General features: G+C 47.2%; 20 protein-coding genes and 1 tRNA gene. 6 read left to right on the forward strand and 15 right to left on the reverse strand.

Annotation, left to right across the window (positions count from 1 at the left end; genetic code table 11):
- The 11 genes from BMX22_RS00725 to BMX22_RS00775 form a co-directional block, all read right to left on the reverse strand.
- On the reverse strand, window positions 1-693 hold the full coding sequence (locus BMX22_RS00725; protein ID WP_074740017.1) for an iron-sulfur cluster assembly scaffold protein: 693 nt from the start codon (window positions 691-693) through the stop codon (window positions 1-3).
- A gap of 192 nt (window positions 694-885) precedes the next feature.
- Entirely contained in the window at window positions 886-1,368 is a 483-nt protein-coding gene (locus BMX22_RS00730) for a deoxycytidylate deaminase (RefSeq protein WP_074740018.1), read from the reverse strand.
- A gap of 143 nt (window positions 1,369-1,511) precedes the next feature.
- Window positions 1,512-1,586, reverse strand: a tRNA-Gln gene (locus BMX22_RS00735).
- Window positions 1,587-1,650: 64 nt separating this feature from the next.
- On the reverse strand, window positions 1,651-2,478 hold the full coding sequence (nudC, locus tag BMX22_RS00740) for an NAD(+) diphosphatase (RefSeq protein WP_074740019.1): 828 nt from the start codon (window positions 2,476-2,478) through the stop codon (window positions 1,651-1,653).
- On the reverse strand, window positions 2,475-3,860 hold the full coding sequence (locus BMX22_RS00745) for an MATE family efflux transporter (RefSeq protein ID WP_074740020.1): 1,386 nt from the start codon (window positions 3,858-3,860) through the stop codon (window positions 2,475-2,477). The genes nudC and BMX22_RS00745 overlap by 4 nt, the downstream gene beginning before the upstream one ends.
- A gap of 192 nt (window positions 3,861-4,052) precedes the next feature.
- On the reverse strand, window positions 4,053-4,595 hold the full coding sequence (locus BMX22_RS00750; RefSeq protein ID WP_074740021.1) for a glutathione peroxidase: 543 nt from the start codon (window positions 4,593-4,595) through the stop codon (window positions 4,053-4,055).
- Between the two features lie 2 nt (window positions 4,596-4,597).
- Window positions 4,598-5,053: a MarR family winged helix-turn-helix transcriptional regulator gene (locus tag BMX22_RS00755; RefSeq protein ID WP_074740022.1), complete on the reverse strand. Its 456-nt coding sequence runs from the start codon at window positions 5,051-5,053 to the stop codon at window positions 4,598-4,600.
- The gene (trxA, locus tag BMX22_RS00760) at window positions 5,050-5,358 is read right to left on the reverse strand and encodes a thioredoxin (protein WP_074740023.1); all 309 of its coding nucleotides are present in this window, start codon (window positions 5,356-5,358) and stop codon (window positions 5,050-5,052) included. The genes BMX22_RS00755 and trxA overlap by 4 nt, the downstream gene beginning before the upstream one ends.
- A gap of 3 nt (window positions 5,359-5,361) precedes the next feature.
- Entirely contained in the window at window positions 5,362-6,228 is an 867-nt protein-coding gene (locus BMX22_RS00765) for an NAD(P)/FAD-dependent oxidoreductase (protein ID WP_074740024.1), read from the reverse strand.
- A gap of 135 nt (window positions 6,229-6,363) precedes the next feature.
- Window positions 6,364-9,519: an HD domain-containing phosphohydrolase gene (locus tag BMX22_RS00770; protein WP_074740025.1), complete on the reverse strand. Its 3,156-nt coding sequence runs from the start codon at window positions 9,517-9,519 to the stop codon at window positions 6,364-6,366.
- 155 nt (window positions 9,520-9,674) lie between these two features.
- The gene (locus BMX22_RS00775) at window positions 9,675-12,077 is read right to left on the reverse strand and encodes an ABC transporter substrate-binding protein (RefSeq protein ID WP_074740026.1); all 2,403 of its coding nucleotides are present in this window, start codon (window positions 12,075-12,077) and stop codon (window positions 9,675-9,677) included.
- Between the two features lie 351 nt (window positions 12,078-12,428).
- Here BMX22_RS00775 and BMX22_RS00780 point away from each other — a divergent pair, with 351 nt between their 5' ends.
- A complete protein-coding gene (locus BMX22_RS00780) occupies window positions 12,429-14,336 on the forward strand; it encodes a leucine-rich repeat domain-containing protein (RefSeq protein WP_074740027.1) in 1,908 nt (635 codons plus the stop codon).
- A 109-nt stretch (window positions 14,337-14,445) separates the two neighbouring features.
- A complete protein-coding gene (locus BMX22_RS00785) occupies window positions 14,446-15,297 on the forward strand; it encodes a prephenate dehydrogenase (RefSeq protein WP_074740028.1) in 852 nt (283 codons plus the stop codon).
- 52 nt (window positions 15,298-15,349) lie between these two features.
- Here BMX22_RS00785 and nrdG read toward each other — a convergent pair whose 3' ends face one another.
- The 3 genes from nrdG to BMX22_RS00800 all read right to left on the reverse strand — a co-directional run bounded on the left by nrdG (window position 15,350) and on the right by BMX22_RS00800 (window position 19,287).
- The gene (gene nrdG, locus BMX22_RS00790; RefSeq protein ID WP_074740029.1) at window positions 15,350-15,850 is read right to left on the reverse strand and encodes an anaerobic ribonucleoside-triphosphate reductase activating protein; all 501 of its coding nucleotides are present in this window, start codon (window positions 15,848-15,850) and stop codon (window positions 15,350-15,352) included.
- A 9-nt stretch (window positions 15,851-15,859) separates the two neighbouring features.
- Window positions 15,860-18,178, reverse strand: coding sequence for an anaerobic ribonucleoside triphosphate reductase (locus tag BMX22_RS00795; protein ID WP_074740030.1), 2,319 nt, complete (start codon window positions 18,176-18,178; stop codon window positions 15,860-15,862).
- A gap of 248 nt (window positions 18,179-18,426) precedes the next feature.
- Window positions 18,427-19,287 (reverse strand): GDSL-type esterase/lipase family protein, encoded by an 861-nt coding sequence (locus BMX22_RS00800; protein WP_074740031.1) that lies wholly within the window; start codon window positions 19,285-19,287, stop codon window positions 18,427-18,429.
- Window positions 19,288-19,503: 216 nt separating this feature from the next.
- On the opposite strand from BMX22_RS00800, the gene BMX22_RS00805 reads away from it, so the two are divergent.
- The 3 genes from BMX22_RS00805 to BMX22_RS00815 all read left to right on the forward strand — a co-directional run bounded on the left by BMX22_RS00805 (window position 19,504) and on the right by BMX22_RS00815 (window position 21,219).
- The gene (locus BMX22_RS00805) at window positions 19,504-19,848 is read left to right on the forward strand and encodes a zinc ribbon domain-containing protein (RefSeq protein WP_074740032.1); all 345 of its coding nucleotides are present in this window, start codon (window positions 19,504-19,506) and stop codon (window positions 19,846-19,848) included.
- Between the two features lie 83 nt (window positions 19,849-19,931).
- The gene (gene pyrE / locus BMX22_RS00810; RefSeq protein ID WP_074740033.1) at window positions 19,932-20,582 is read left to right on the forward strand and encodes an orotate phosphoribosyltransferase; all 651 of its coding nucleotides are present in this window, start codon (window positions 19,932-19,934) and stop codon (window positions 20,580-20,582) included.
- A gap of 118 nt (window positions 20,583-20,700) precedes the next feature.
- A complete protein-coding gene (locus BMX22_RS00815) occupies window positions 20,701-21,219 on the forward strand; it encodes a COG2426 family protein (RefSeq protein ID WP_074740034.1) in 519 nt (172 codons plus the stop codon).
- Between the two features lie 34 nt (window positions 21,220-21,253).
- On the opposite strand, the gene BMX22_RS00820 is transcribed toward BMX22_RS00815, so the two are convergent.
- Window positions 21,254-23,044, reverse strand: a complete 1,791-nt coding sequence (locus BMX22_RS00820; RefSeq protein WP_074740035.1) for a GGDEF domain-containing protein — start codon at window positions 23,042-23,044, stop codon at window positions 21,254-21,256.
- Between the two features lie 320 nt (window positions 23,045-23,364).
- On the opposite strand from BMX22_RS00820, the gene BMX22_RS00825 reads away from it, so the two are divergent.
- Window positions 23,365-24,627 (forward strand): AI-2E family transporter, encoded by a 1,263-nt coding sequence (locus BMX22_RS00825; protein WP_074740036.1) that lies wholly within the window; start codon window positions 23,365-23,367, stop codon window positions 24,625-24,627.
- The last annotated feature ends 1 nt before the right edge of the window (window position 24,628 follow it).

Below are 24,628 nucleotides of genomic sequence, written 5' to 3' on the forward strand. Positions count from 1 at the left end.
TTATTCTTTTCTGGGGTCAACGATCTTAACAGCGTCGTCAACTCTGCCGTACTGACCCTGTGCCTTCTCGAAGGCAGTATTTGCGTCGTCGCCGCCCTTGATGAAGTCCATCATCTTGCCGAAGTTTACGAACTTGTAGCCGATTATCTCGTTGTCCTCGTTGAGAGCCACGCCTGTGATGTAGCCGTCTGTGAGCTCGAGGTAGCGGGGACCCTTAGCGAGTGTGCCGTATGTAGTACCGATCTGTGAACGGAGACCCTTACCAAGATCCTCAAGACCTGCGCCGATAACGAGACCGCCCTCAGAGAATGCAGACTGTGAACGACCGTAAACTATCTGGAGGAAAAGCTCTCTCATAGCTGTGTTGATAGCGTCACAAACGAGGTCGGTGTTAAGAGCTTCGAGGATAGTTCTGCCTGGGAGTATCTCAGCAGCCATAGCTGCGGAGTGTGTCATACCCGAGCAGCCGATAGTCTCAACGAGAGCTTCCTGGATAATGCCCTCCTTAACATTGAGAGTGAGCTTGCAGGTACCCTGCTGGGGTGCGCACCAGCCTATACCGTGTGTGAAGCCTGAGATATCCTTTATCTCCTTAGCCTTGACCCACTTTGCTTCCTCAGGAATGGGAGCAGCGCCGTGAGCAACGCCCTGTGCGATAGGGCACATTGTTTCAACTTCGTGAGAATAGATCATTATAAATACTCCTTTCAGATATTATAAGAGAAGCCTGTCCTAACGCCAAACGCCGTCCAGCCGTTCTCTCACATACAAATTTATTATACAACATTTAAGCCTTTGAATCAAGGTGTTTTGACAAAAGTACATCAATCTTTTGTTATATCACACTAACTTTGATATAAATAAAAAGTAACAGCCATAAGGCTGTTACATATCAAGTTCGATTTTCTTTCCTGTTGGTTCGTACTGTTCAGCCTTTACTCCGCACTTGTCAAAAAGCATCGCGGAGGCAGTTACGCTGTCTGTACCGTCATATTTATTGCTGTAGTATACCACTCTTTTTATCCCTGACTGTATAATGGCTTTTGCGCACTCATTGCACGGGAAAAGCGTAACATAAAGCGTACAGCCGTTCAGAGAGCTTGCACTGCTGTTAAGGATGGCGTTTAACTCCGCATGGCATACAAACGGATACTTCGTATCAAGGACAGAGTCACCTTCGCGTTCCCATGGCATATCATCATCGTCGCAACCTGTTGGCATACCGTTATATCCGACGGAAACGATCTTGTGTTCGTCGTTGACGATACACGCGCCGACCTGAGTATTGTTGTCCTTGCTTCGCTCCGCGGAGAGTGTAGCGATGCCCATGAAGTATTCGTCCCAAGTTATATAGTCCTTGCGCTTCATTTAGGTAACCTCCCGATCAAATGAGGATATAGAATTAAGGATAAAAAAGTCAAAACGTATTGTGACTCAGGCTCGCGAGAGCAAACGATCAATAATAAGCGAGCTTTCGAGCAGCTTTGCGAGCTGTGATGCCCGATTGACGCTGGTTGGGGCAGCGGGATTTGAACCCACGCGTGACAGAGTCAAAGTCTGTTGCCTTACCGCTTGGCTATACCCCAGTAAACAAATAATATTATAACATAAGTTCGGACAAAATGCAATATCTGCGACGAAAAAAACTGTTCAATCTTTTCCGTCGCGGAAAATCTTCATCATTTCGCTGGTAAGGCTCATATCGTCGGGCTGCCCGACGATATCCTCTCGTTTGGTCCAAATTGCGGAACTCAGTTCTGTCTCATCGAGGGTTATCGTATCATCACCGTCCACGTCGCAGTAGAAACCCGCGAGCATAGTTCCCGAAAGTCCCCACGGCTGCGATTTGTAGTAGCGGAGATTCTTCACGTGTAATCCCACTTCTTCCATTACCTCGCGCTCTGCGGTCTGTTCAAGTGTTTCGCCGATCTCGGAGAAACCTGCAACAAGGGCGTCAAAGCCGACTCCCCTGCCCTTTGCATAGCGGGTCACAAGGAGCTTGTCGCCGTTAGTTACGCCGACTATAACGGCAGGAGCTATTCTCGGATATTCTATTGCGCTGCATTTCGTGCAGCGCAGGGCGCGTTCATTGCTGTCGGGGGCTGTGGGAGCTCCGCACGAGCCGCAGAATCTGCCTGAGGAGTACCACTTGTAAAGGTGGAATGCAGTAAACAAGGCGTAGAGCTCTTTTTTTAAAGCATCAGGATGTCTGCGGAGCGCCCGGACGCTGACATAGCGGTATTTATCCGGTGCTTGTGCATCGTCATCAAGTGTGAGGAAAAAGCGTCTGCTGCCTATCGAAAAAAGATAGATAGGCTGGTCAGAGCATTCGACTTTACCGATAGTCGGAAAAGGACAGTTCATATCATCGCTCGCAAGGACATCCATGCCGCGGAAGCAAAACAGAGTATCGTTCACAGACGGGACTGCATCGGGGACATAGGAATTATCAAGTTTTTCAGTGATATCCTGTATCATGCGGGAACTCCTTCCTTTGCTTCGAGCTTATTCATTGCCCTGAAGTCGAACAGAGCCATTGTTATCGCGACTATTGCTGATAATACATCGGCGATGGGGCCTGTATACACGATCCCTTCGATCCCGAAAATCATTGGCATTATAACAAGAAACGGCATAAAGAAAATCATTTGCCTCGTCATAGAGAGGAATACGCCTTTTATCGGTTTGCCTATTGATGTGAAGAAAGTTGAGGTGATCGGCTGCAGGCAGTTAGCCCACGTAAAGAACAGGAATATGCGGAAGAATTTGACTCCGAACTCGAAATATGTCTCGCTGCCTTCACCAAAGACTGAGAGTATCCGGCGCGGGAAGAGCTGGAACATCACAAACGCAATGAGGGAGATAGCTCCGCCTGTGACTATGGCAAGAATGTACGCCTTTTTCACGCGGCTGTATTTGCGCGCGCCGTAGTTGAAGCTTTCTATCGGCTGTGTTCCCTGTGCAAGTCCGATAACTATCGAAAATACAATCATATTGACCTTCATAACGATACCTGCGACTGCAAGAGGTTCTTTTTCGCCGTATATTGAAAGTGCACCGTAATGTTTGAGTGAATTGTTGAGGACTATCTGCACGATTGCGATAGCAAGCTGATTGAAGCACGAAGCCATGCCTATAGTAGCGATGCGTTTTACTGTCGGGAAATGCGGCTTGAAATGATCAGTCGTAAGCTTTACAGTCTTGAAGTGACGCAGATACACAAGCACGATCACAGCAGATACTACTTGTCCGATAACAGTAGCTGCGGCTGCACCGTTCATCCCCCATTTGAAGCCAAGCACAAACAACGCATCAAGGACAGTGTTTATCACTGCACCTGTCAGGTTACAAATCATCGTGATCGTTGGGCTGCCGTCTGCGCGGACTATGTGTCCGCCGCCTGTTGTGAGAATGAGGAACGGGAAGCCCAATGCTGTAACTCTGACATATTCCTGAGCGTATGGAAGTACATCGTCTGGCGAACCGAAGAATTTGAGCAGAGGTGTGAGAAATACAAGGGTTATTGCCGAAAGGACAATACCGCTGAGGATGAGCATTGTTATTGCATTCCCTGCGAAAAATCCCGCACGTTTTTTGTCACCGCGCCCGAGGGTAAGGTTGAAGCACGAAGCTCCGCCGATGCCGAGCAGCAATGCTAACGCCATGCACGCCGTTGAGAACGGGAACGCTATGTTCGTTGCGGCGTTTCCGTTTGTGCCGACGCCTTGTCCGATGAAAAGCTGGTCTACGATGTTGTAGAGAGCACTCACGAGCATACCGATAATGCTGGGGATAGCGAATTTGAGCATTAACCTCGTAACAGAAGCGTATCCCAGCGGATTCTGGTTTTCTTTTTCCATTATCATCCTTCTTTTCTTGAAAGCAGTTTTAACTTACACCAATTAATCTATTATACACCATTTTAGAGTAAAAATCAAGCAAAAGTTTCTGAATGAAGACCATAAAAATCGGCAGCAATACTTTTAGAATTGCTGCCGATGATTTTATTTAGAGGCAATGAGCGCCTGAGAGCGTTATTGAGGTCATATTGATTATAATGCTGCTTCAACAGCCTTTCTGACGTCATCCATCTCTGTTGTCGGCTCAAAACGGGCAATTACACTGCCGTCCCTGGCGATGAGGAACTTAGTGAAATTCCACTTGATATAAGCTTGATCGCCGAATTTCTTGTTGTTCATCTCAGCGAACTTGTTCAGCGCGACATTTTTGATGCCCTTGCCGAATCCTTCAAATGGTTTCTCGGCGGCGAGATAAGCAAACAGCGGAGCGGCATTCTCTCCGTTAACGTCTATCTTTGCGAATTGAGGAAACTCGGTTCCGAATTTAAGTTTACAGAACTGATGGATCTCATCCTCACTCCCCGGAGCCTGATTTGCGAACTGGTTGCAGGGAAAGTCGAGTATCTCGAAGCCTTTATCGCGGAGGTCGCGGTACATAGCCTCAAGAGGCTCGTAATGCGGAGTGAAGCCGCAGCCTGTTGCAGTGTTGACTATAAGCAGCACTTTTCCCTGATACTCACTAAGTTTTACGTCATTTCCCATTCTGTCCTTCACGGTAAAATCGTAAATATTCACAGTTATTCCCCTTTCGTATCGGTAGTCTCATTGTCTAACAGTTCATACAACAGATCGTAAAGCTGTTTTGCCTTTTCGGGACTGAGCTTCATACAGCCTCCGACCTTCTGTGGTATGTCTTTTGCCTGCTGTTGGAGAGCCTGTCCCTTTTCGGTCAGATTGATGATGAATGTGCGCTCGTCATCACTGCTTTGCCGCTTCTCGATATAGCCCTGCTCGCGCATTTTTTTGAGTATAGGCGAGACTGTACCGCTGTCGAGCATAAGCCTTCTGCATATCTCACCGACAGTCAAACCGTCATTTTCCCATAGTACAAGAAATACGATGTAGCGTGTGTAGGTAAGTCCGAGAGGAGCCAGATATGGCGTATACATTGAGGTCACGCTTCTTGCCGCGGCATACAGCGGGAAGCAGAGCTGATTGCTCAGCTTCAGGCATTCGTAGTCTTTTCCGCTCATTTTACTGACTCTATGAGCGCTTTCATAGCGTCTTTTGGACGGAAACCTACTGCCATATTCACGAGCTGTCCGTTCTTGAATAATCCAACAGCGGGGATACTCTGTATGCCATATTTCACTGCAAGCTCCATATTCTCGTCAACGTCGCAGGCGTAGAAAGGAATATCGCTGTACTCCTGCGAAAGTTCCTCTAAAATAGGGGCAAGCATCCTGCAAGGTCCGCACCATGCTGCATTGAAGTCAACGACAGCTGTCTGAGCTTTTGCAACTGCATCAAAATCGTTGTTTTTGATCTCGTTTATCATAATTCATACCTCTTTCTTTATTGAATTCAGGTAGGTTATCGCTGAAAGTGCGGCGATATTCCCCTGCCCTGCGGCTTTGATATACTGATAAGGCTTTCCTGCTATATCCCCGCAGGCAAAAAGCCCGTTTATATTTGTTTTCATATTTATGTCGACCTTGATATGGGCACCGTCAGTCTCGACACCGGGTATCAGCTTATCCGGCATTATAGCATCTCTGAGCACGAATACGCAGGATGTTTTGTGTTCACCTGCTTCGGTCTTTAGTGCGGTAACAGTGTTGTCTCCGACGATAGCGAGCGGCTTCTCACGTATGATTTTTATATTGCTTCGTTCTTCGGGCAGTTCATCGTTCATAGGGAAATAAATAACAGTGTCGACTATCTCCGAAAGGTATAACGCCTCTTCTGCCGATTCTGCGCTGTATCCGAGAACTGCAACAGTTTTACCTTTATAGAGACGCCCGTCACAGGTCGCGCAGTAGCTTACTCCCCGACCGAGAAACTTTTCCTCTCCTTCAAGGGCTTTTGCCTGTACTACACCTGTAGCGACTATGACTGAAGTCGCTTCAAGCATTTCTTCACCGATTTGCAGAGCAAAGTAGTCTCCCATAGAGTAGACAGCGCCGACTTGTCGTTCGGTTATATTTACTCCGACATTGTCGAGATGACCTCTCAAACGTTCTGCGAGTTCGCTGCCGCTGACAGCGGGAAGCCCGACGTAATTGTCTATCCTGTGAGCTTTGCTGATTTTGGCGCTTAGATCTCTGCTCCCGAGCAGCAGCACATTCTTATTGCGGATTTTAGCGGTTATAGCAGCAGAGATCCCCGCCGGACCTGTACCGATAACGGCTATGTCATATCTGTTCAAAGAATCACCTCCTTATCAAGTAAGTTGTATACAACTTAATTTTACAATACCAATATAACATAAAAAAGCAGTCCTGTCAATAGGTTTTGTGTGAATTTACATTTTATTCACATCATCTGTTGACAGGACTGCTCATTACATTTTTTTCTCGGATTCAGGCGGCTCTTTTACGGAAATGTCTTTTTGAGACTGTTCCGTTTGCTGTTTCTTTCGGATATTGTCGATATCCTCAACAGTTCCTCCGCCGTCGTCATCGGGAGCTCTGAATTCTCCCTTCTCGACAAGTCTCAGAAAAGCATCGACGACATCGCTTGTGAGTTGTGTGCCGCTTACTTCTTTCATTATAGACACTGCCTTATAGAAGTTCATACGCTTACGGTAAGGACGGTCCGAGTACATAGCGTCGAACGTGTCCGCGACTGCGATTATTTGAGCAACCCGTGGGATTTCATCACCCTTTAAGCCCTTGGGATACCCCTTTCCGTCGGGACGCTCGTGGTGAGCTCCTGCTCCGATTGAAAGCTCGGGCATAATGCTGATATCTTTCAGCGTATTGAAACCGAGAGCTGAGTGGGATTTGATTATGTTGAACTCGGTATCGGTGAGTTTTCCGGGCTTATTCAGGACTTCGGGCGGAACTCCAACCTTGCCTATATCATGAAGGAGGGCGATATCGTAGTATTTCTCTACCGTATCTTCGTCATAGCCGAGTTCCTTTGTGAGCATTGCTGTGTATTCCGCAACACGTGTGGAGTGGCCGTTCGTGTATTTATCCTTCATATCTATGACTTTTGCGAACGCCTCAACAATCTCACGGATGAGAAGTTTCTGCTCCTGCTCTTTTTTCTGGAATTTGGCTATCCTGCGGCGTATTATTAGTGCGGCGATACCCGCGATAACAGCGGTGAGCAGTACCGCACATACTATTTTGAACCATACGGTTTCGTAGAGCGCTTTGCGCTTATAGATGCTTACTGTCAGCTTTTTGTGGCCTTGTCCCTGCGGGTCTCTGATGCTTATTTCAAAGTTGTACTTTCCGCCTTTGAGGTTTGTATAGTCAACTTGCGTGAGCTCACTGCGCTTGACAGTCGTCTTTATATTCTCAAAGCCGTCGAGGTGATAAGTGACCTGTGGATTAATAAGCGAGTAGTTGTATACAAAGCTGAAGATCGTGAGTTTTCTGACATTTGACGGAATACTGAAGTTTCCGTTCCTGTTCGGATAAATGCGTTTTCCGTCAGCTTCGATATAGGGAACGGATATTTTCAGGTCGCTCACATTCTCAAATGGAGTTTCGATATTGACCTTGGCAATACCTGTTGTACCTGAGATGTAGAGCTCTCCGTCAGAGGTCAGTTCGCTGTACGAATTTGATGTCGCGATACAGGTCAGACCGTTGTCCTTGCCGTAAAAAACAGGGTCAATTTCTTCATTGGCGAGAAGCTCCTCGACAGGAACGACATATATACCGCTGCTGCTGAGTACCCACATCTCATCGAGGGTACTCTCGTATAGGTCGAAATTGTTGGGGTACGGGAAATTATTAATAGTTGTCACTTTGTAGTCGGAGTCCATATATGCAATGGAATTGCTTGTGACAATCCAGTAGATATCTCGTTCTATATCGCGTTTGATTCGCATCACGACATCTGAGTGCAGACCATCATCTGTGCCGATGTGGAGCGTGTCTGTTCCGCGGACGATATATATGCCGTCACCGTCGGTGCCTGCAATGATATCGCCGTTTGCTCCCTCCGTGACAGTCAGTATCTCGGTGTTGTTAATACCCGATGATTCGTCATAAACGTCCTTGACTTCGTCACCGTCTATCACCACGACACCGCCTGTACAGGCGACGAGTATACTGCCGTCTGAGCGTTCATAGACAGTTCTCACACGCTCGGATGGCAGTCCGTTTGCCTGCTTGAACTTTGTGACACTGCCGTTGTCGTAGCGGATAAGTCCCTGCTCGCCAAATGTTGATATCCATATCCTGTTTCGGCTGTCGCGGATTATCGAGCGTATCTTGCATCCGCTGAGCATCTTAACAAGGTCGTTATCGTTATATTTCGTCCCCGAGGCGGAAACAGAGCTCGTTATCGGAAGTTCATTGATCACCCTGCCGTTTCTCAGTATTTTCAGACCGTCGTTTTTAGTACCGATGAAGAGCATATCGTTAAGGCGGCAGGTCGAGTATACCACCTGAGGCGATAGCCCGTACTTATCGAATATATCAGTGAACCTGTTGGGGACTATCTTCATGACGCCCTGCTGAGAAGATACGAACCACAGGTTGCCCTGATAATCCATCATAAGATTCTCGAGCGATGTCGTCAGCGGTACGTTCTCAAGCGGGAAAAACTCTCCGTTCTTGTATGCGCCGATGCCTTTATCGCTGCATACCCACAGTGTGTCGTTTATGTATTCAACGGAGTTGATATATTCGAGCGGAGCAGTGTTTATCGGAATTGTGTTGCGAAAGCCTTTTGAGAGCTCTCCGTGGTATATCAGTGATTGCTTTGTTCCGATGTAGACCTTGCCCGCTTCGACGGGGTCGGGCAGAATTGACAGCACATTGCTTATACCGAGACGGTTCGCATTATAGAAGCTTTGCAGCTTGCCGCTGCTGAGGGTGAAAACTGCGTCGTTCATGGTCACGCCGTAGATAATGCCGTCACTTCCTGTTTTTACAGTGCGGATGTATTCGTCGTTTATCTTGGGTTCGTCGATACAGTGGAGTTCCATATTTTCGTCCACAAAGGCCATGCCGTGCGTTGTTGCAAGGTAGATATTTCCTTCGCTGTCCTCTGTTATCGAACGGATAGAGAGCGATTGCAGTCCGTCCGATTTATTATACATACGGAATTTACCGTTTTCCATAACGGCGGCGCCGCTGTCATTTGTCCCGACCCACAGGCGGTTCTTTGAATCAGCATATAAACTGACAACGCTTGCGATGCCTGTTGTGGAATCAACGCGGTCGAAGTTGTTGCCGTCGTAGCGGATAAGACCGCTGTAGCTGCCTATCCATATGAACCCCTCAAGTGTCTCGGCTATGGCGTTGGCCTCGGAAGTAGGGAGTCCGTTCATGTTGTTATAAAGTACGGCAGAATAGCCGTCCGACTTGCCTATCGGGTCGACAGAGGGCTCATCGGGCAGTGTTGATTCATCTGCCGCATATGCTCCGCAGAACGGCATATCGTTTGAAACGCGTATTAACGAAAAGGCGGACAGAGCTGCACAAGCAGCAGCGAGTGCAGCGATACGCTTTATTTTGTCACTGAAGCTCATATTATCTCCTTGAGATGTATTCTCGTTGGGATTCCTGCACACGGATTTGTGATATTCAACAATTTTATTATAACACAATGAAATAAAAAAATCAACAGTAACATAAAAAGAAACGGCGCAACTGTATCACGCTGGCAGCTGCGCCGTTTTGTATCTCAGCTTCTTTCACTGACAAGTATAGAAACTCTGTTTTGTATATGTTCTGCGGCTGTTTCGGCGGTTATCTCACCGTTGAAGTAAGCCTCTGCCTCCTCAAGGCAGATGTTGTACATATCATCGTCGAGCGGAGTGCTCAGGGAATCACATTTGAGGATATAGTCCTTCAGCATTGTCTTCTCTTCCTTTGTCAGCGCGGGAAATTTAGTTCCGCTCGCTGAATGAGTACCTATGGAAGCTTCGTTTTCGAGCATATAGTCGAAATTCTTCTCAAGCGTAGGAGTAGAGCTGTTGAGGAGGTAGCTCTGAACTTTCGTGCCTCGGTCGGTCGCATAGGAGATAAACTTCCATGCGCCCTGCTTCTCCTTTGCCTTGGCGTTGATACACATTATGTATTCGGGCGTGAGTCTTCCGCCTTTACCGTTGCTCGACGGATAGCCTGCGAGAGTAAGGTCGGCTCCGCCTGCGGTGAGATTCTTCTCAAAACTGTAGCCTGACATTGGACCTGCGAGATTGAGACGGTCGGTCAGAGCTTCATTATTTTTAAGTCTGTTGAATTTACTAGTCCACCATTCCTGATTTGCATAGCCTCCGTCATACTCTTTACTTGGCTTATCAACCTCGCTGACAAATCGGTTGCAGAATTCGAGCATTTTTACGAAGTCGGGTGAGTCGAAATGGCATTCTCCTTTTTCGTAGTCGATGAGGTCGCTCATGGGACGGAGCATATAGTCGAGAACTTCTTCTTTGCTGTCGTAGACGTATATTTTATCAACAGGTATCGGCGGGTCGTCGTAGAGGGCAAGCATTTCGTCGAATGTCCAGTTCTGCTTGTCCCATACCTCAGTCTTTGTGACGAGAGTATCCACGTAAAATGAGGCGGGAAGTCCGTATAGTTTGCCATCGGAACTTTCCATAGCCGTGAGGATATTGGACATATACGCACTGCGCGGGTAGTCCGCATCAGCATCCATGTACTGATATAAGTCGTCAAAGCTTCCCTTATTGCGGAGGTTGAAGAAGTCGCTCGGCTGAATGTCGAAGATGATATCGGGAGCTTCACCTTTTATAAGGCTCATCCCGAGCGAGTTGAGGACGTCACTTGTCTCCTCTATCTTCTTTATCTTTACGCGGTACTCACTCTGTGAGGCGTTGAAGTCGTTGATGAGCTCGCGGGGTACTCCCCACTGACTGCCGCTCGGACAACCTATCGTGACTGCCTTGATGTTAGCGAACTCAGCAGGGGCGCGGCGGGTAAGCTTCTTTACAGAAACAGTAGAGTACACTTCACCCATTTTTCGTTGCAGACCGAGAAATTCGTCCTTGCCGAGAGCTATGACGTTCATCGACTCTGTGTCCGAATCCATCCAGTTGATTATCTCCTGTACTTCGCCGCTGTCGGTGATACCGACAAGAAAATCAGTTTCGGGAATGAGCAGGCGGTAATCGCTGTAGCCACCCGTGGAAATTGAATCGGTCTCCATAAAGTCCATGTCGGAGCAATGGTATATAGGCTCGGAGAGTTTACCGTTCTCGTCGATGTCGCAGTAATTGTATTCCGTCCTGTAATACGGGGCGTCATCTTCGTTTTTGACTTCAACGAAATTCGGGACTCTCGCAATGAGTTTGCCGTCGCGGTCGCGGTAAAGCTGATAGCTGAGCTGATTGTAAGCGGGAGCATCTTCAGTAGGCGGGACGAGCTGCCTGAAAGTGCCGTCTGTGCCTATCCGCCACAGTGAGCCGTCATCATTGCTGCAGAGCAGGCTTTCACCATCGGCGATGATGCATCCGTAGCGGATGTTCCCCCACTCGTCATAGAATTCCTCGGGATATTCGAGCTTTGCAGTGGAGACGACATTCATATCCTTGTCGTAGACTGCAAGCATATAAGAAGTGCTGTAGTCGTCGTAGTAAGTGGAGTAATCAAATGTCTCGTCGTACTCCTCGGGCATTTTTACGCCGCCGTGGTCTTCGAGCACTATTATGGCGATCATACTGCCGTCGGTGTTAAAGTAGTAGTTGGAGTAGTGGTGATCGGCAGCTTTGGCTTCCTCGGGATCCGAGATATTCAGCTCCGTAAATTTGGTGAGCTCTCTGTCTGTGCGGTAGTATTTGAAGGAGTAGTCGTGAGATTCCCTGTTATCAGAAACCGTAACTATGAGCTCGTTTGTATCGGTCAGCTCTGCAGCTACGCTGATATCCTCGAAGCTTAAAGGGATATCGTAGTCAGTGAGCTTGAAAGCAGTATCAAAATCGGAAATCAGTTCAAGCTCTGCCGCGGTAGTCTGCTCGGTTGAAGAGTTGTCGGAGTTCTCGCCGCTCTTCTTGGTCTCAGAGCAGGAAGAGAGCGATGAGCTCAGCGTCAGAGCAAGTGTTAATGCTATTATTTTTCTTGTATTCATATTGTGCCTCCGTGCATGTTCTTTAGTTCATTATATCATCGTTTTCACACAGAAACAATGATTTTTGCAAATAATTTGCATTATTTTTGCATTTGAAAATACTTTGATGTTGATAGCCAAACTATCAGGTTGAGTTAAATTAAAAGAAAACCTTCCTTTGTGCAAAAGCGACAAAACCGATGACCGAAATTAATGCAAAACCGATTCAGACAGGTCGAAAATTGCGATGGGCTTGGCGGTTTTAACAAAATTTGTTTTTAAAGGCAAAGATTTCTTGATTTTTTGGAAGAAATGTGGTATAATTCTTATGATGTATTCATTATTTCTTAAAATTTATCCGGAGTGATATACATGAAACTAACAAAATGTCCGGAAGGACACGGCTACGACGCCGAAATGTTCGACATCTGCCCTATATGTGCAAAATCAAAAAACGGCGTACGCAAAGCAAAAGTCGTAAAGGTGAAGGCTCACAAGCACAGTAAGAAAGATATAACAGATTCTCCTGCTCCCGTTAAGGAGGAGAAAAAGGCTGAAGAGAAGCCCGCTCCCGCTCCTGTTAAGGAGGAGAAGAAGGCTGAGGAGAAGTCTGCTCCCACTTCTGTTAAGGCGGAGAAAAAGGCTGAGGATATGCCCGCACCCGCTCCCGTTAAGGAGGAGAAGAAGGCTGAGGCGAAGCCCGCTCCCGCTCCCGTTAAGGAGGAGAAGAAGGTTGAGGCGAAGCCCGCTCCCGCTCCCGTTAAGGAGGAGAAGAAGGTTGAGGAGAAGAAGACATCTTCTTCACCTAAGTCGATCATGACCATTGAGGACTCCCCTATCAAGAAGCCTGTCAAGAAGTCTCTTTACGATAACCAGATAATTTATGATGCAGATTTTCATCCTGTTGAGGAGCATTATAAGCCAAATGAGGTCAAGGCTTCGGATATCGATCAGCTGCTTGCAAAGAATAAGTCTTCCCAGATCCAAAAGCCTGTGACCAGCAAGGCACCTGAAAAGTCGAAAGATATCAAGAAAGAAAGTGAGAGTAAAGCTGCTTCTGCTGCTGTGCAGAATAAGCCTAAGGTCAATATCTCGACATTTGCAAAAGAGGCAGGAGTTAAGCCTGCTCTTCGCAACGAAGTCCTTCCTGAGGCTGCCAAGGTGCATGATGTCGGTGGTGTAAAGATAACTTATTCCGAGTTCAAACCAGGGCAGACCCGTGCGCCGCTTGCACGCGACCTGAAAACTGATACTCCCACACCCCCAAAGGCTCCAGAAGCGAAGAAGCCTATGGATTACGCGGCAAAGCTCGAGGCTTTCGGTGAAAGACACTCAAAGAGCAAGTCGGCCAAGAATGAAAAAATGCATTTTTCCAGCGAGCGTATCGCTGAGCTTTACAAGGACGAGGACATCGAGCGCGACGAGACTGCTCGTATAGATGATGTCAACAATATGGCTCTCGGCAAGGACGGTACTCTCCTTATCAAGTATATCGGCACTAACGAGGAGATCAAGATACCGAGCAATATAACAACTATCGGTAAGTACGCTTTCCGCGGAAATGAGTCTGCTAAGCGTATAATTATGTCGGACAGTGTTAAGGTCATTGACAAGTTTGCGTTCGCTCACTGTGTTCATCTTGAGGAGATAGTATTCTCCAAAAACCTTGAATCTATCGGCGAAAATGCCTTCCTTAAATGTCAGCGCATCAAGGAACTTGACCTCCCGAATTCGCTCAAGTCCATCGGTAAGGGTGCTTTCGGACGCTGCAGTTCTATCCGCAAGCTCGTTATCCCGTCAGGTATCAAGAAAATAAACGACCTGAGCTTCTATTCGTGCAGGAACCTTAATCGCGTTATTATTTCGGGTTCGGTTGAATCTATTGGAAATGCTGCATTTTCCGAGTGTTATGGTCTGAAAAAGATATTCATCTCAGATTCTGTTACTTCTATTGGTGAGAGTGCATTCTCTTGGTGCCGTTCCTTGGAGGAGATCACTATTCCGCCTACTGTCAAGTCTGTCGGAAGCTGGGCATTCTATGGTTGTCAGAAGCTTACGAACGTAAAGTTGAGTGTGCTCACCAAAGACATCAAGGATGATGCATTCAGCGGGTGTGAAAACGTTTTCGATGTACATATTGCAGAGTTTGACAATAATAATATTTCGATGAACGAAGTAAAGAAGTGTCACAAGCAGGTCATCAGGATATTGAAGCAGATAAACCGCAAGAAGGCTGAACGCTATGCCACCGACCACGGTATGAGTACACTTTTCCTCTAAATATATATAAAGTCAGGGTGGTCGTTTGACCACCCTGTTTTCTGTCTCTTGACTTTTTTTGTTTAAAGTGCTATACTGTAAAAAACACGACAGAAAGGTGCTGCATAATATGAAAATACTTGTTGTTGGTTTGGGACTTATCGGAGGTTCTATTTGCAAGGCTTTAAAAAAATACTCCACACATTATGTTGTCGGCTGTGATATCAAGCATGATATCGAGTTTGCAGCTTTGCGAGATGTTGCGATTGATGAAGAGTTCAGCGGTGATTTTTCAGGATTTGACCTTGTGATAATGTCGCTCTTTCCTGAGCAGACCGAGAAATATCTGAAAGAAAACATTTCGCGTTTTGACAAATCTACACTTATTACCGATGTGTGCGGCATAAAAGGCAGCTTTTCCGAACGCGTTAAGGAGCTTGCTGATGAAAACGGTATGCGCTATATCGGTATCCACCCTATGGCAGGCAAGGAATTCGGAGGCTACGCTAACAGCAACGCCGACCTCTTTCAGCGTGCAAATTTTATAATTGCTCCTTTTGAGGACAGTAATGACGCTGATGTTGAGCTTTTAAAAGGTCTTGCTTCGGAACTCGGTGCGGGAAAGATAGTCGTTACTTCCCCTGAAAACCATGATAAGATGATAGCTTATACCTCACAGCTTGCACATATCGTTTCGAGCGCATATGTAAAGAGCCCTGAGCTTGGTCTTGAGTGCGGCTTCAGCGGTGGAAGTTTTCAGGATATGACCCGTATCGCAACTATGAACGAGAAGATGTGGACCGACCTGTTCATGCAGAACCGAGACAACCTTATATTCGAGCTTGATACTCTTATTGAGAATCTCAACAAGTACAGCCATGCTCTTCGTTTTGGTGATGCCGAAGAAATGCTTGCTCTTATTGCCGAGGGGCGTAAACTCAAGGAGGATAATCTCCGTCACAGAGTTGGTCAGCCTAACTGATATAATTAAAAAAGGTATCGTTTTCATAACGATACCTTTTATCTTTTAAGTCTTACGGTTCACACTCCACTGCCCTGCCCTGCTCCATGCTTGCCTTGCAGTCGATATACCGCTGATTACTGCTGCCTCTGAACTTTATCTCCCAGTCCTTCTGTTCAAGGATAAAGGGACCGTCAATGAGGTAGTCGGTCACTCCGAGCAGTCTGCCCCAGCCATTCTCGGCACGGTGTTCATAGAGATGCTCGAAGGTGTAGCCTGTATAAGTGATTATGTTCAGCCCGAGAGTTTTAAGCTGCTCCCCGAGCTCTGCGAGCGCCTCCGCCTGACAGAATGGTTCACCGCCGCTGAATGTAACGCCGTCCAGCAGCGGATTACCTTTTGCTTTTTCAAGCAGTTCGGCGGTATCCACGACCTCACCACCGTTGAAGTCATGAGTCTGCGGATTATGGCAGCCCTTGCAGTTATGCGGGCAGCCCTGAGTGAATATCGTAAATCTTATTCCGGGACCGTCAACGATCGAGTCGTTGACAGTTCCCGCGATCCTCAGTTCCATTCTATCACCTTAAACACTGTGCTTAACTCTGTCGTGCTCCTCGGCGCGTTTGCCGTCGTTGAAGCGGTCGAGCGTGCCTACGAGGTAGCCTGTGATACGTCTGATGCGGTCGAAGGCAACATCGTTTGAGTGCTCCTTTCGTCCGCAGCACGGGCATACATCGCCGATTATACCTGTGTAGCCGCAGCACGGGTCACGGTCAACAGGGTGGTTGATAGCGCCGTAACCGATACCTGATTCCTTCATGCAGCGTACGATCTTTTCAAAAGCTGCGAGGTTCTCGAGCGGGTCGCCGTCAAGCTCGATATAGCTTATGTGACCTGCGTTCGTCAGAGCGTGGTAGGGAGCCTCTATCTTTATCTTCTCAAAAGCGCTGATAGGATAGTATACGGGTACATGGAATGAGTTTGTGTAGTAGTCGCGGTCGGTGACGCCTTCGATTATGCCGTACTTTTTTGCGTCCATACGAACGAAGCGTCCGGAGAGTCCCTCTGCGGGAGTTGCAAGCAGCGAGAAGTTGAGACCTGTGCGCTTTGCCTCCTCGTCGAGGCGTTTACGCATAGCACCGACAATCTCAAGTCCGAGCTCACGGGCTTCTTCGCTCTCGCCGTGGTGAGCGCCGATGAGCGCCTTGAGTGTCTCAGCGAGTCCGATGAATCCGACGGAGAGAGTACCGTGCTTGAGCACCTCCTCAACAGTGTCATCGGGACCGAGCTTGTCGGAGTCTATCCAAATACCCTGCCCCATGAGGAACGGGAAGTTCCTTACGTGCTTCTGGCACTGGATGCGGAAGCGGTGCATGAGCTGTTCGATAGCGAGATCCATCATCTCATCGAGCTTGTCGAAGAACAGACCGACGTTATGGTCTGACTTGATAGCAAGACGCGGAAGATTGATAGATGTAAAGCTGAGGTTTCCTCTGCCTGTAACTATTTCACGCGTGGGGTCGTAATTGTTGCCGATAACTCTTGTACGGCAGCCCATGTACGCGATCTCGGTATCGGGATTGCCCTCCTTATAATACTGGAGATTATAGGGAGCATCTATAAATGAGAAGTTAGGGAACAGACGCTTTGCAGATACTCTGCAAGCGAGCTTGAATAAGTCATAGTTCGGATCGGTCGGATTGTAGTTTATGCCATCCTTTATCTTGAAAATATGAATCGGGAAGATAGGTGTCTCGCCGTTTCCGAGACCTGCTTCCTGTGCGAGGAGAACGTTCTTGATGACCATTCTGCCTTCGGGAGTAGTATCTGTACCGTAGTTTATCGAGCTGAACGGAGTCTGAGCGCCTGCACGGCTGTTCATGGTATTCAGGTTGTGGATAAGTGCTTCCATAGCCTGATATGTAGCTCGGTCAGTTTCGCTTTCAGCGTTCTTGCGTGAGAATTCCTGTATTCTCTTTGCAGTGTCCTCGTCGGTCTGCTTGAGGAGAAGCTCGAACTCTTTATCGCTGTAGCCGTTGTCGTTCGCAAGGACAGGTACGAGTCCGTATTTTTCGAGTATTTCCTTTTTGATCTCTTTGGCGATGCTGTTTCCGTCATCTTTGCCCGCGAGGAGCTGGAGAGCTCTTCCCACATTTGCGATATAGCGGCTTACATAAGTCTTTCTTACACCGTCCGCCATAGCGTAGTCGAAGGTGGGGACGCTCTGACCGCCGTGCTGGTCATTCTGGTTGGACTGTATCGCTATACAAGCGAGAGCAGAGTAGCTCGATATGTCGTTAGGCTCTCTCAGGAAGCCGTGACCTGTGGAAAAACCGTTGGTGAAGAGCTTCTTGAGGTCTATCTGTGTGCAGGTAGTTGTGAGCGTATAGAAATCGAGATCATGGATGTGGATATCGCCCTCACGGTGAGCCTTGGCGTGTCTTGGCTCGAGAACATACATCCCGTAGTATTCCTTAGCGGATACCGAACCGTACTTGAGCATGGTGCCCATAGCGGTATCGCCGTCTATATTGGCGTTCTCACGTTTTATGTCGCTGTCTTTAGCGGCACTGAAGGTCAGTTCGTTGAGTACGCACATCAGGTTAGTCTTCATCTCGCGTGAGCGTGTGCGCTCGTAACGGTAGAGAATGTAAGCCTTAGCCGTCTTTGCGTGGCCTTTTTCGATAAGGGTCTTCTCAACGAGGTCCTGGATCTCTTCAACCGTGGGAACCTTGCCGGGATTTTCGTCTTCATATATCTTGCAGACTTCCGCGGCAGTGTCCATCGCTACGCTGAAATCTGTGCCGCCGCATGACTGGGCAGCCTTGAAAATAGCGTTAGCGATCTTTTCAATATTAAAAGGGACTTTTCGGCCGTCTCTTTTAATAATATGGATTATCATTTCCTTAACCTCCTGAATCACTATATGTTGTGTCTCCAAACTTGTCTATGTATATTAGTATAAAACATAAGGAAGCTAATGTCAAGTGTACGTTATAGCAAATCAGAGGTGTGGAAAGTTGGATAAAACTGGTACTGTTCGACAATAAAATGCGTCAAAATCCATAATTTGGCTATATATCGTCATCTTGTATTTGTATACTGAGTGTAAAGTCCCGAGCACAATATATTGTGTTCGGGACTGTGAAATTATGCAGTATGTGTAAGTATGTACTCGCAAATAGCCGAATACGCCTCTTTTGAGAGCGCGAGAGTGTCATACGACCAGTAATCTTCCTTGAGAGCCCCACTCTCATTCTTGAGAGCGGTGTTTGTGTCGATGCAGTGAACGCCTATCGTATTACACATTGCAAGGAGCCTCTTATTGAAGTCGTTCACTTTCTCGTTGGATTTGACATCGGAATCGTAGATGACAGGAGGTATCTGCATAACGTATATCTCCATAGTCGGAAGTGAGCCGTGGAGATTATTTACAAGCGTCGTATAGCTTGCTATCATGTCATCAGTTGAAGATGTTCCGAGGTCGCTGCCGAGCATGATGTATACGACGTTCGGTTTCTTGTTCTTTACAATATCGTAAACGGTAGCGTTTCCGAAATTGCTGTCGACCTTTGTCGTACCGCAGTTTGCGGTCGTGAGTTCCGTGCTGCCGAATATGTTATCCTTGTTAAAGCTTCCGAAGTCTGCCATTTGAATAAGAGTCGAGTCTGTTATCAGGCAGCAGTCGCCAAGATAGTCCGCACTCATCGCAGAGGACTGCGGCACTGGATTGGTAAGACCGTCGGGCGCGGGAACGTCCTCGACCTCTTCACTTTCTGTGCTGTCCGTGGCGGATTCCGTGGTATCTGATGCCTCTTCGGTCACGATCTCGGAGGTTCCGAATTCGTCTGCAAAGAAATTGCTGTTGAAGTTAGCGGCGAGCATATACAGCACAAAACAGGCTGTAAATGACAACAGAAAGAGGAATATAAGCATTCCCGCACTGAATTTTATAAAGGGTTTGTCCTTTTTTTTCTTTGATTTATGCTGTACTACACGTTTTTTTCCCATTTTCACTCCAAGCCTTACGTGGCTGCCCGTTTACGGTACGCGGCACACCGTTATAAAAAGCATTACCTTATTATTATAACCTGTCCGAATGAATTTTTCAAGTATAATTTTGCAATCTGAGGATATTTTTTTATTTGTATGGTTTCGGCTGTAAAATCTTGCATTCTTTTCTTTTTTGTGTTATACTATTATATACCATCTTTCGGAGGTGAGCAAATGATATGCGGCAGCTGCGGTAAACGTATGAAAATAGGGAAATTTGTTGTGGGGGTTCACGGTGTCGGAGCTATGAGCAGCTATGCATACCCGAAAATATCATGGTACGAGGGCGATAAACTTGTTGCGGAAACAGATAAGTCCGAGACAACGGGCTTCTTCTGTCAGGACTGCGGTGTCGTTGCGGGAGTATTCCTCCGCGTGCGGCAGGTAGGCTTCACCAAAGATTACGACTACGATATCGACGACAATATCGACAAGCTCCCGAAGAAGAACTGTCCCGAGTGTCATACAGAGCTCGACATAGATTATCCGCGCTGTCCCGAGTGCGGTTACGTTTTCTGAAACGTCTGTCCCGCGGAGTGCGTAAAAATACAAATCGGTAAAACCGCTTATAAAACAGCGTAAAATAAACGGAGGTAGATTCAATGACTTACAAAGAAAGCTTCATCAAATTCATGGTTGAGTGCGGAGTACTCACATTCGGCGAATTCACGCTGAAAAGCGGCAGAAAAGCTCCATACTTCATCAACTGCGGCAACTACAAGACAGGCGCTCAGCTTGCAAAGCTCGGCGAGTACTATGCCGAGTGCATACACGCTAACAATATCCCTGTAGAAACTCTTTTCGGACCTGCCTATAAGGGTATACCGCTTGCTGTTTCGGCTGTTGTGGCTCTCAGCAACAAGTTCGGCATCGATGTCAACTACTGTTTCGACCGCAAGGAGGCTAAGGACCACGGAGAGGGCGGAATGTTCGTCGGCAAGACCCTCGTTGACGGCGAGAAGGTCGTTATCATTGACGATGTTATGACTTCGGGCAAGGCGCTTCGCGAATCAATGCCTAAGCTCAAGGGTGCGGCTGATGTTGATGTTACAGGTATGGTCATCACTGTTGACCGCATGGAGAAGGGAACGGGCGAGCTTTCAGCCGTACAGGAAGTAAAGCGTGATTTCGGCGTTACTGTATATCCTATCGTAACCATGGAGGATATCATCGAAGCTATCCGCAGCGACATAGTCCCAGGCAAGGAGTACCTTGACAAAATGCTCGAATACAGAGCTGCTTACGGAGTGTGAACATTACAAATGCTGAGCGAGGATAAAATATATTCTCGCTCTTTTTTGTTTTGGTACTTGACTATTTCCCGAAAATATGCCATAATAGAAAAGACGTTAAAAAGAAAGGATAACAAATATGAGAGAAATCACCGAGACAATGACAGAATGGCTCGCGCAGCACGGAATACCCGAGTGGCTCATCCCACTCCTTGTATCACTGTTCCCCATAGTTGAACTTCGCGGAGGTATAATCGCCGCCCGACTTCTTGACCTTGAGCTTTGGAAGGCTATATGGGCTTGTATGATAGGCAATATCATACCCATACCGTTTATACTGCTGTTTATCGACAAAATCTTTGAATTCATCAAGAAGCACGAGATACCTCTGCTCTGTCCTTTTGTCAGATTCCTTGAAAACAAGGCTCTCAACAAAAGTGAAAAAATGGAGCGTGGCGAGTTCTTCTTCCTTTTGTTCTTCGTAGGGATACCTCTTCCGGGCACAGGAGCGTGGACAGGCTCGCTTATAGCTGTACTTCGCCGCATACCGCTCAAGAAGAGCGTTCCCGCTATATTCCTCGGACTCTGCCTTGCATCTGCGATAATGTGTACGCTGTGCTACGGTTTCCCCGAGGTATTCGCTAAAATGTTTGGTTAAAGAATAAGGAGTACCGTCGGGTACTCCTTGATTTTTATATGAATGCTTGTTTTTTGAGTATGGACGTTATCAGCCTGCCGAGGACGGCAAAATAATTCATATCCGATACTGACCATTTCTTGAAGCGTCCGACGTAGCAGAAAGATACCATGCCCTTTATCACGCTTTCGTCAGTCATAAGATATTGTACTGCGCCGCCGATGTTTTCTTCGGCTAGCTGTTTGAAAGCCTCGTCCTCACGCCCTTCAAGTTCGTTGACATTATCTATCGCGAGTAGACCGTCACCGGAAAAATGAGAAGTATACTCCCCTTTCAGCAGATATGCGGCATTTCTCGAAGAGGCATTGGAGCAGCTCAGTATCAGGTCCATTTTATTGCCTGCAAATACACAGATATCATCAAGGTCAAATGCTGAGCGTATCTGCTCGAGAAGGACTGAGATATCGGGGACCCTGCCTAATACAAGGCTCTCGGATAAACTCTGCGCGAAGGCGAGCTTCTCCGAAGTGTCCTTCTGTGCTGTAAGGTAGACTGTTTTTTTGTCTGCGTCCTTATCGACGGGACCGTGCTTCTCGACGTCATAGATCACGTAGCGGTTCTGACCCTTTTGCTGCGCGATATACAATGCTTTATCAGCCTGCATAAAGAGTTCATCATAGTCCGAGCTGTCCGACGGATAAGTAGATACTCCCATCGAGCAGGTCACGCGGAAACTCTCAAAGCGGTCGCCGAATGCAAGTTCGATGTTTGTTCTTATCGCGCGAAGAACTCCGCGAAGATCCTCCTCGTCCTTTGTATTTTCAAGGACTATCAAGAATCCGCCTCCGCTGATACGTCCTGCAATTCCGCGAATACCGATTTGCCGTTTGATTATGTTTGCTACAGTGTAAATGACCTCATCTCCGAAAAGGTGTCCGTAGCCAGAATTGATGTCTGTGAAATTGTCAATGTCAAGGATAACGATATTTACGCTGTGCGAGGGCTTGGATGAGAGTATGCCCTTGGCAAAAGCTGTTACTGTCCGCTTGTTCAGCAGACCCGAAAGAGAGTCTTTGTTGGTTTCGAGAGCAAGATTGGTTTCTTTGGTTTTTTGGCGCGAATTTATAACAGATATGATACCGCTGACCTTTTTTGAGTCGGGAGCATCATAGCGTGTGATGCCTCTGAAAAGGCACATTTCACGGTTCCTGCCTCCCGTGAGGAGCGAGGACTCGAATTCATAATCGAAACGGTATACTCCGTTCTTGATATCACGGCAGAGCGTATTGAAAGCTTCGATATACCGTGAGAGCACCCAGCCGCGGTCTATTGCTTCGGACTGCCACTTTTCAAGTTCCTCGTCCGCAAGAACTATCTCACGGCAGCAGTCGAACATATATATGCGGATATGACGGGTCTCAAAGCTGTACTCAAATGCGAGGTCGCTTCCGAGACTCAGGACGTATCTGTATTCGCTGAGGGCTTTCTCGTGCTTTCGAGCTATGCCCTCAAGAGAGAATACGTCACAGAGCTCTATCGTGTAAAGCGGTTCTTCTCCTGTGCTGTCAATGAGCTTTACGGAGGCGAGCACCCAGCGGAGCATCCCGTTCACACCCTTCATGCGGATGACCGTGCGTTGTATCGTGCCTGCTTCAGCCTTGGAGATGCACTCCTCAAGGCGCGGAAAGTCTTCTTCATCTATGGTTCGTTTTATCGAATAAGTAACGTTATTGCCGAAATAGCTGAAAAACGCCTCGCTGCCGCTCTGGGTGTGGAGGCTCTTATCTACGGTAACACGTCCTATAGAGTACAGAACGCGGGAATTTGAACTAAAATTGCTGTTCAAGCATATCACCTCACTCTGATATAGGTTAATGTATGTTTTCCCTTTTATGGCAAAAGGAACTTGACATTAATAATGTGACGCGCAATTTTCAAAAAACATAAAGGATATGCGCTCTCCGAACAGGGTTCGGAGCAATAAGCGCATGATGGCGGATATTGAGGACACATTATATTATATCACGACAAGTCGGAACGGTCAAGTAAAATTTGTAAAAGTCGTTCACAAAAAATTAACAATTATAAGCGTGACATAAACCGATAACTGTTGTATAATATTCTTATAGAATCATCAGGAGGCACGGCTTCTGCCGTTTCGTTAAAATGGATAGAAAATACCTAAAGCGCTATATCATCATCGCTGTCATCGCTATCATTTCTTGTTTTATAATCAAGAATTTTTCGTTTTTCGGAAAAATACTCTCATTGGGAGCAAAATCGCTCTACCCTCTTGCTCTCGGAGCTGTCATCGCTTACATCATCAACATTATTATGCGGTGGTATGAGACCAAATACTTCCCGAAAAGCGAGAAGAAATTTGTAAAGGTCACTCGCAGACCAGTCTGCCTTGTACTGTCGCTCCTGAGTGCTGCCGCTATACTTGCACTTGTGCTCAATATTATCATCCCAGAGATAATCAACGCGGTCAAGCTCATCACTACCAAAGTTCCGCCGCTCTACAACGACTGCAAGGTCTTTATCCTGAAAAAGCTCAGTGAATACCCCGAGCTTCAGCACCAGGCCAACGAGATTTTCAATGAGTTCGATGTCAAGGAGCTTGACTGGACCTCTGTTACCGAGAACGTTTCCTATTTCGTTCAGCATGGCGTTATAGGCATTATCAGCTCCGCAGTAGGGTTGGTGAGCACCGTTGCAGGTTATGTCACCAACTACATCATCGCCTTCATATTCGCGATATATCTTCTTCTCCGCAAGGATAAGATACTGTCCGATATAAACCGTATTCAGGCAGCTTACTTCTCCGAGAAGTTCAACAGGATAATCAATCACGTCTGCAAGACAGGGCACGAGTGTTTCCGCAATTTCTTCGTCGGACAGTTCATCGAGGCTATAATCCTCGGTTCGCTGTGCTTCATCGGCATGACGGTGCTGAAACTTCCGTATGCCGCAATGAGCGGTACCCTTGTTGGCGTAACAGCTCTTATCCCCATTGTCGGTGCTTTCATCGGTGCGGGGTTCAGCGCTTTCATCATTATGACCGAGAACCCTATGCAGGCAGTCATTTTCCTCATATTCCTCATCATCTTACAGCAGTTTGAGGGCAATATCATCTACCCGAAGGTAGTAGGCGACTCTATCGGTCTGCCCGGAATATGGGTGCTTGCGGCAGTAACTGTCGGCGGCGGGCTTTTCGGCATCGTTGGTATGCTCGTCGGAGTACCTCTCGCGGCTACTGTATATAAGCTTTCGTTCGACGTGCTTGAAGCAAGAGAAAAGAGGCTTGGGATCGCCTCCCCTGCTCGGGAGAATGAGAAAAAGCCAAAGGATAAAGAAAAGAGAACTAAAAAGAAAGAGAAACAGCTCGTCCGCTCAGAAAAATCGACAACAAATAAGAAGGAGTCTTGAT

The organism is Ruminococcus sp. YRD2003 (genome assembly GCA_900109435.1).
Classification (GTDB): Bacteria; Bacillota; Clostridia; order Oscillospirales; family Ruminococcaceae; genus Ruminococcus; species Ruminococcus flavefaciens_G.

Bases quoted from the DNA above. Each gene is read 5' to 3' on its own strand.
- BMX22_RS00725 (WP_074740017.1), bottom strand. From the start codon at position 693: ATGATCTATTCTCACGAAGTTGAAACAATGTGCCCTATCGCACAGGGC.
- BMX22_RS00805 (WP_074740032.1), top strand. From the start codon at position 19,504: ATGATATGCGGCAGCTGCGGTAAACGTATGAAAATAGGGAAATTTGTT.
- BMX22_RS00755 (WP_074740022.1), bottom strand. From the start codon at position 5,053: ATGAGCGGAAAAGACTACGAATGCCTGAAGCTGAGCAATCAGCTCTGC.
- pyrE (WP_074740033.1), top strand. From the start codon at position 19,932: ATGACTTACAAAGAAAGCTTCATCAAATTCATGGTTGAGTGCGGAGTA.
- BMX22_RS00785 (WP_074740028.1), top strand. From the start codon at position 14,446: ATGAAAATACTTGTTGTTGGTTTGGGACTTATCGGAGGTTCTATTTGC.
- BMX22_RS00745 (WP_074740020.1), bottom strand. From the start codon at position 3,860: ATGGAAAAAGAAAACCAGAATCCGCTGGGATACGCTTCTGTTACGAGG.
- BMX22_RS00780 (WP_074740027.1), top strand. From the start codon at position 12,429: ATGAAACTAACAAAATGTCCGGAAGGACACGGCTACGACGCCGAAATG.
- nrdG (WP_074740029.1), bottom strand. From the start codon at position 15,850: ATGGAACTGAGGATCGCGGGAACTGTCAACGACTCGATCGTTGACGGT.
- BMX22_RS00825 (WP_074740036.1), top strand. From the start codon at position 23,365: ATGGATAGAAAATACCTAAAGCGCTATATCATCATCGCTGTCATCGCT.
- BMX22_RS00795 (WP_074740030.1), bottom strand. From the start codon at position 18,178: ATGATAATCCATATTATTAAAAGAGACGGCCGAAAAGTCCCTTTTAAT.
- BMX22_RS00730 (WP_074740018.1), bottom strand. From the start codon at position 1,368: ATGAAGCGCAAGGACTATATAACTTGGGACGAATACTTCATGGGCATC.
- trxA (WP_074740023.1), bottom strand. From the start codon at position 5,358: ATGATAAACGAGATCAAAAACAACGATTTTGATGCAGTTGCAAAAGCT.
- BMX22_RS00800 (WP_074740031.1), bottom strand. From the start codon at position 19,287: ATGGGAAAAAAACGTGTAGTACAGCATAAATCAAAGAAAAAAAAGGAC.
- BMX22_RS00770 (WP_074740025.1), bottom strand. From the start codon at position 9,519: ATGAGCTTCAGTGACAAAATAAAGCGTATCGCTGCACTCGCTGCTGCT.
- BMX22_RS00775 (WP_074740026.1), bottom strand. From the start codon at position 12,077: ATGAATACAAGAAAAATAATAGCATTAACACTTGCTCTGACGCTGAGC.
- nudC (WP_074740019.1), bottom strand. From the start codon at position 2,478: ATGATACAGGATATCACTGAAAAACTTGATAATTCCTATGTCCCCGAT.
- BMX22_RS00815 (WP_074740034.1), top strand. From the start codon at position 20,701: ATGAGAGAAATCACCGAGACAATGACAGAATGGCTCGCGCAGCACGGA.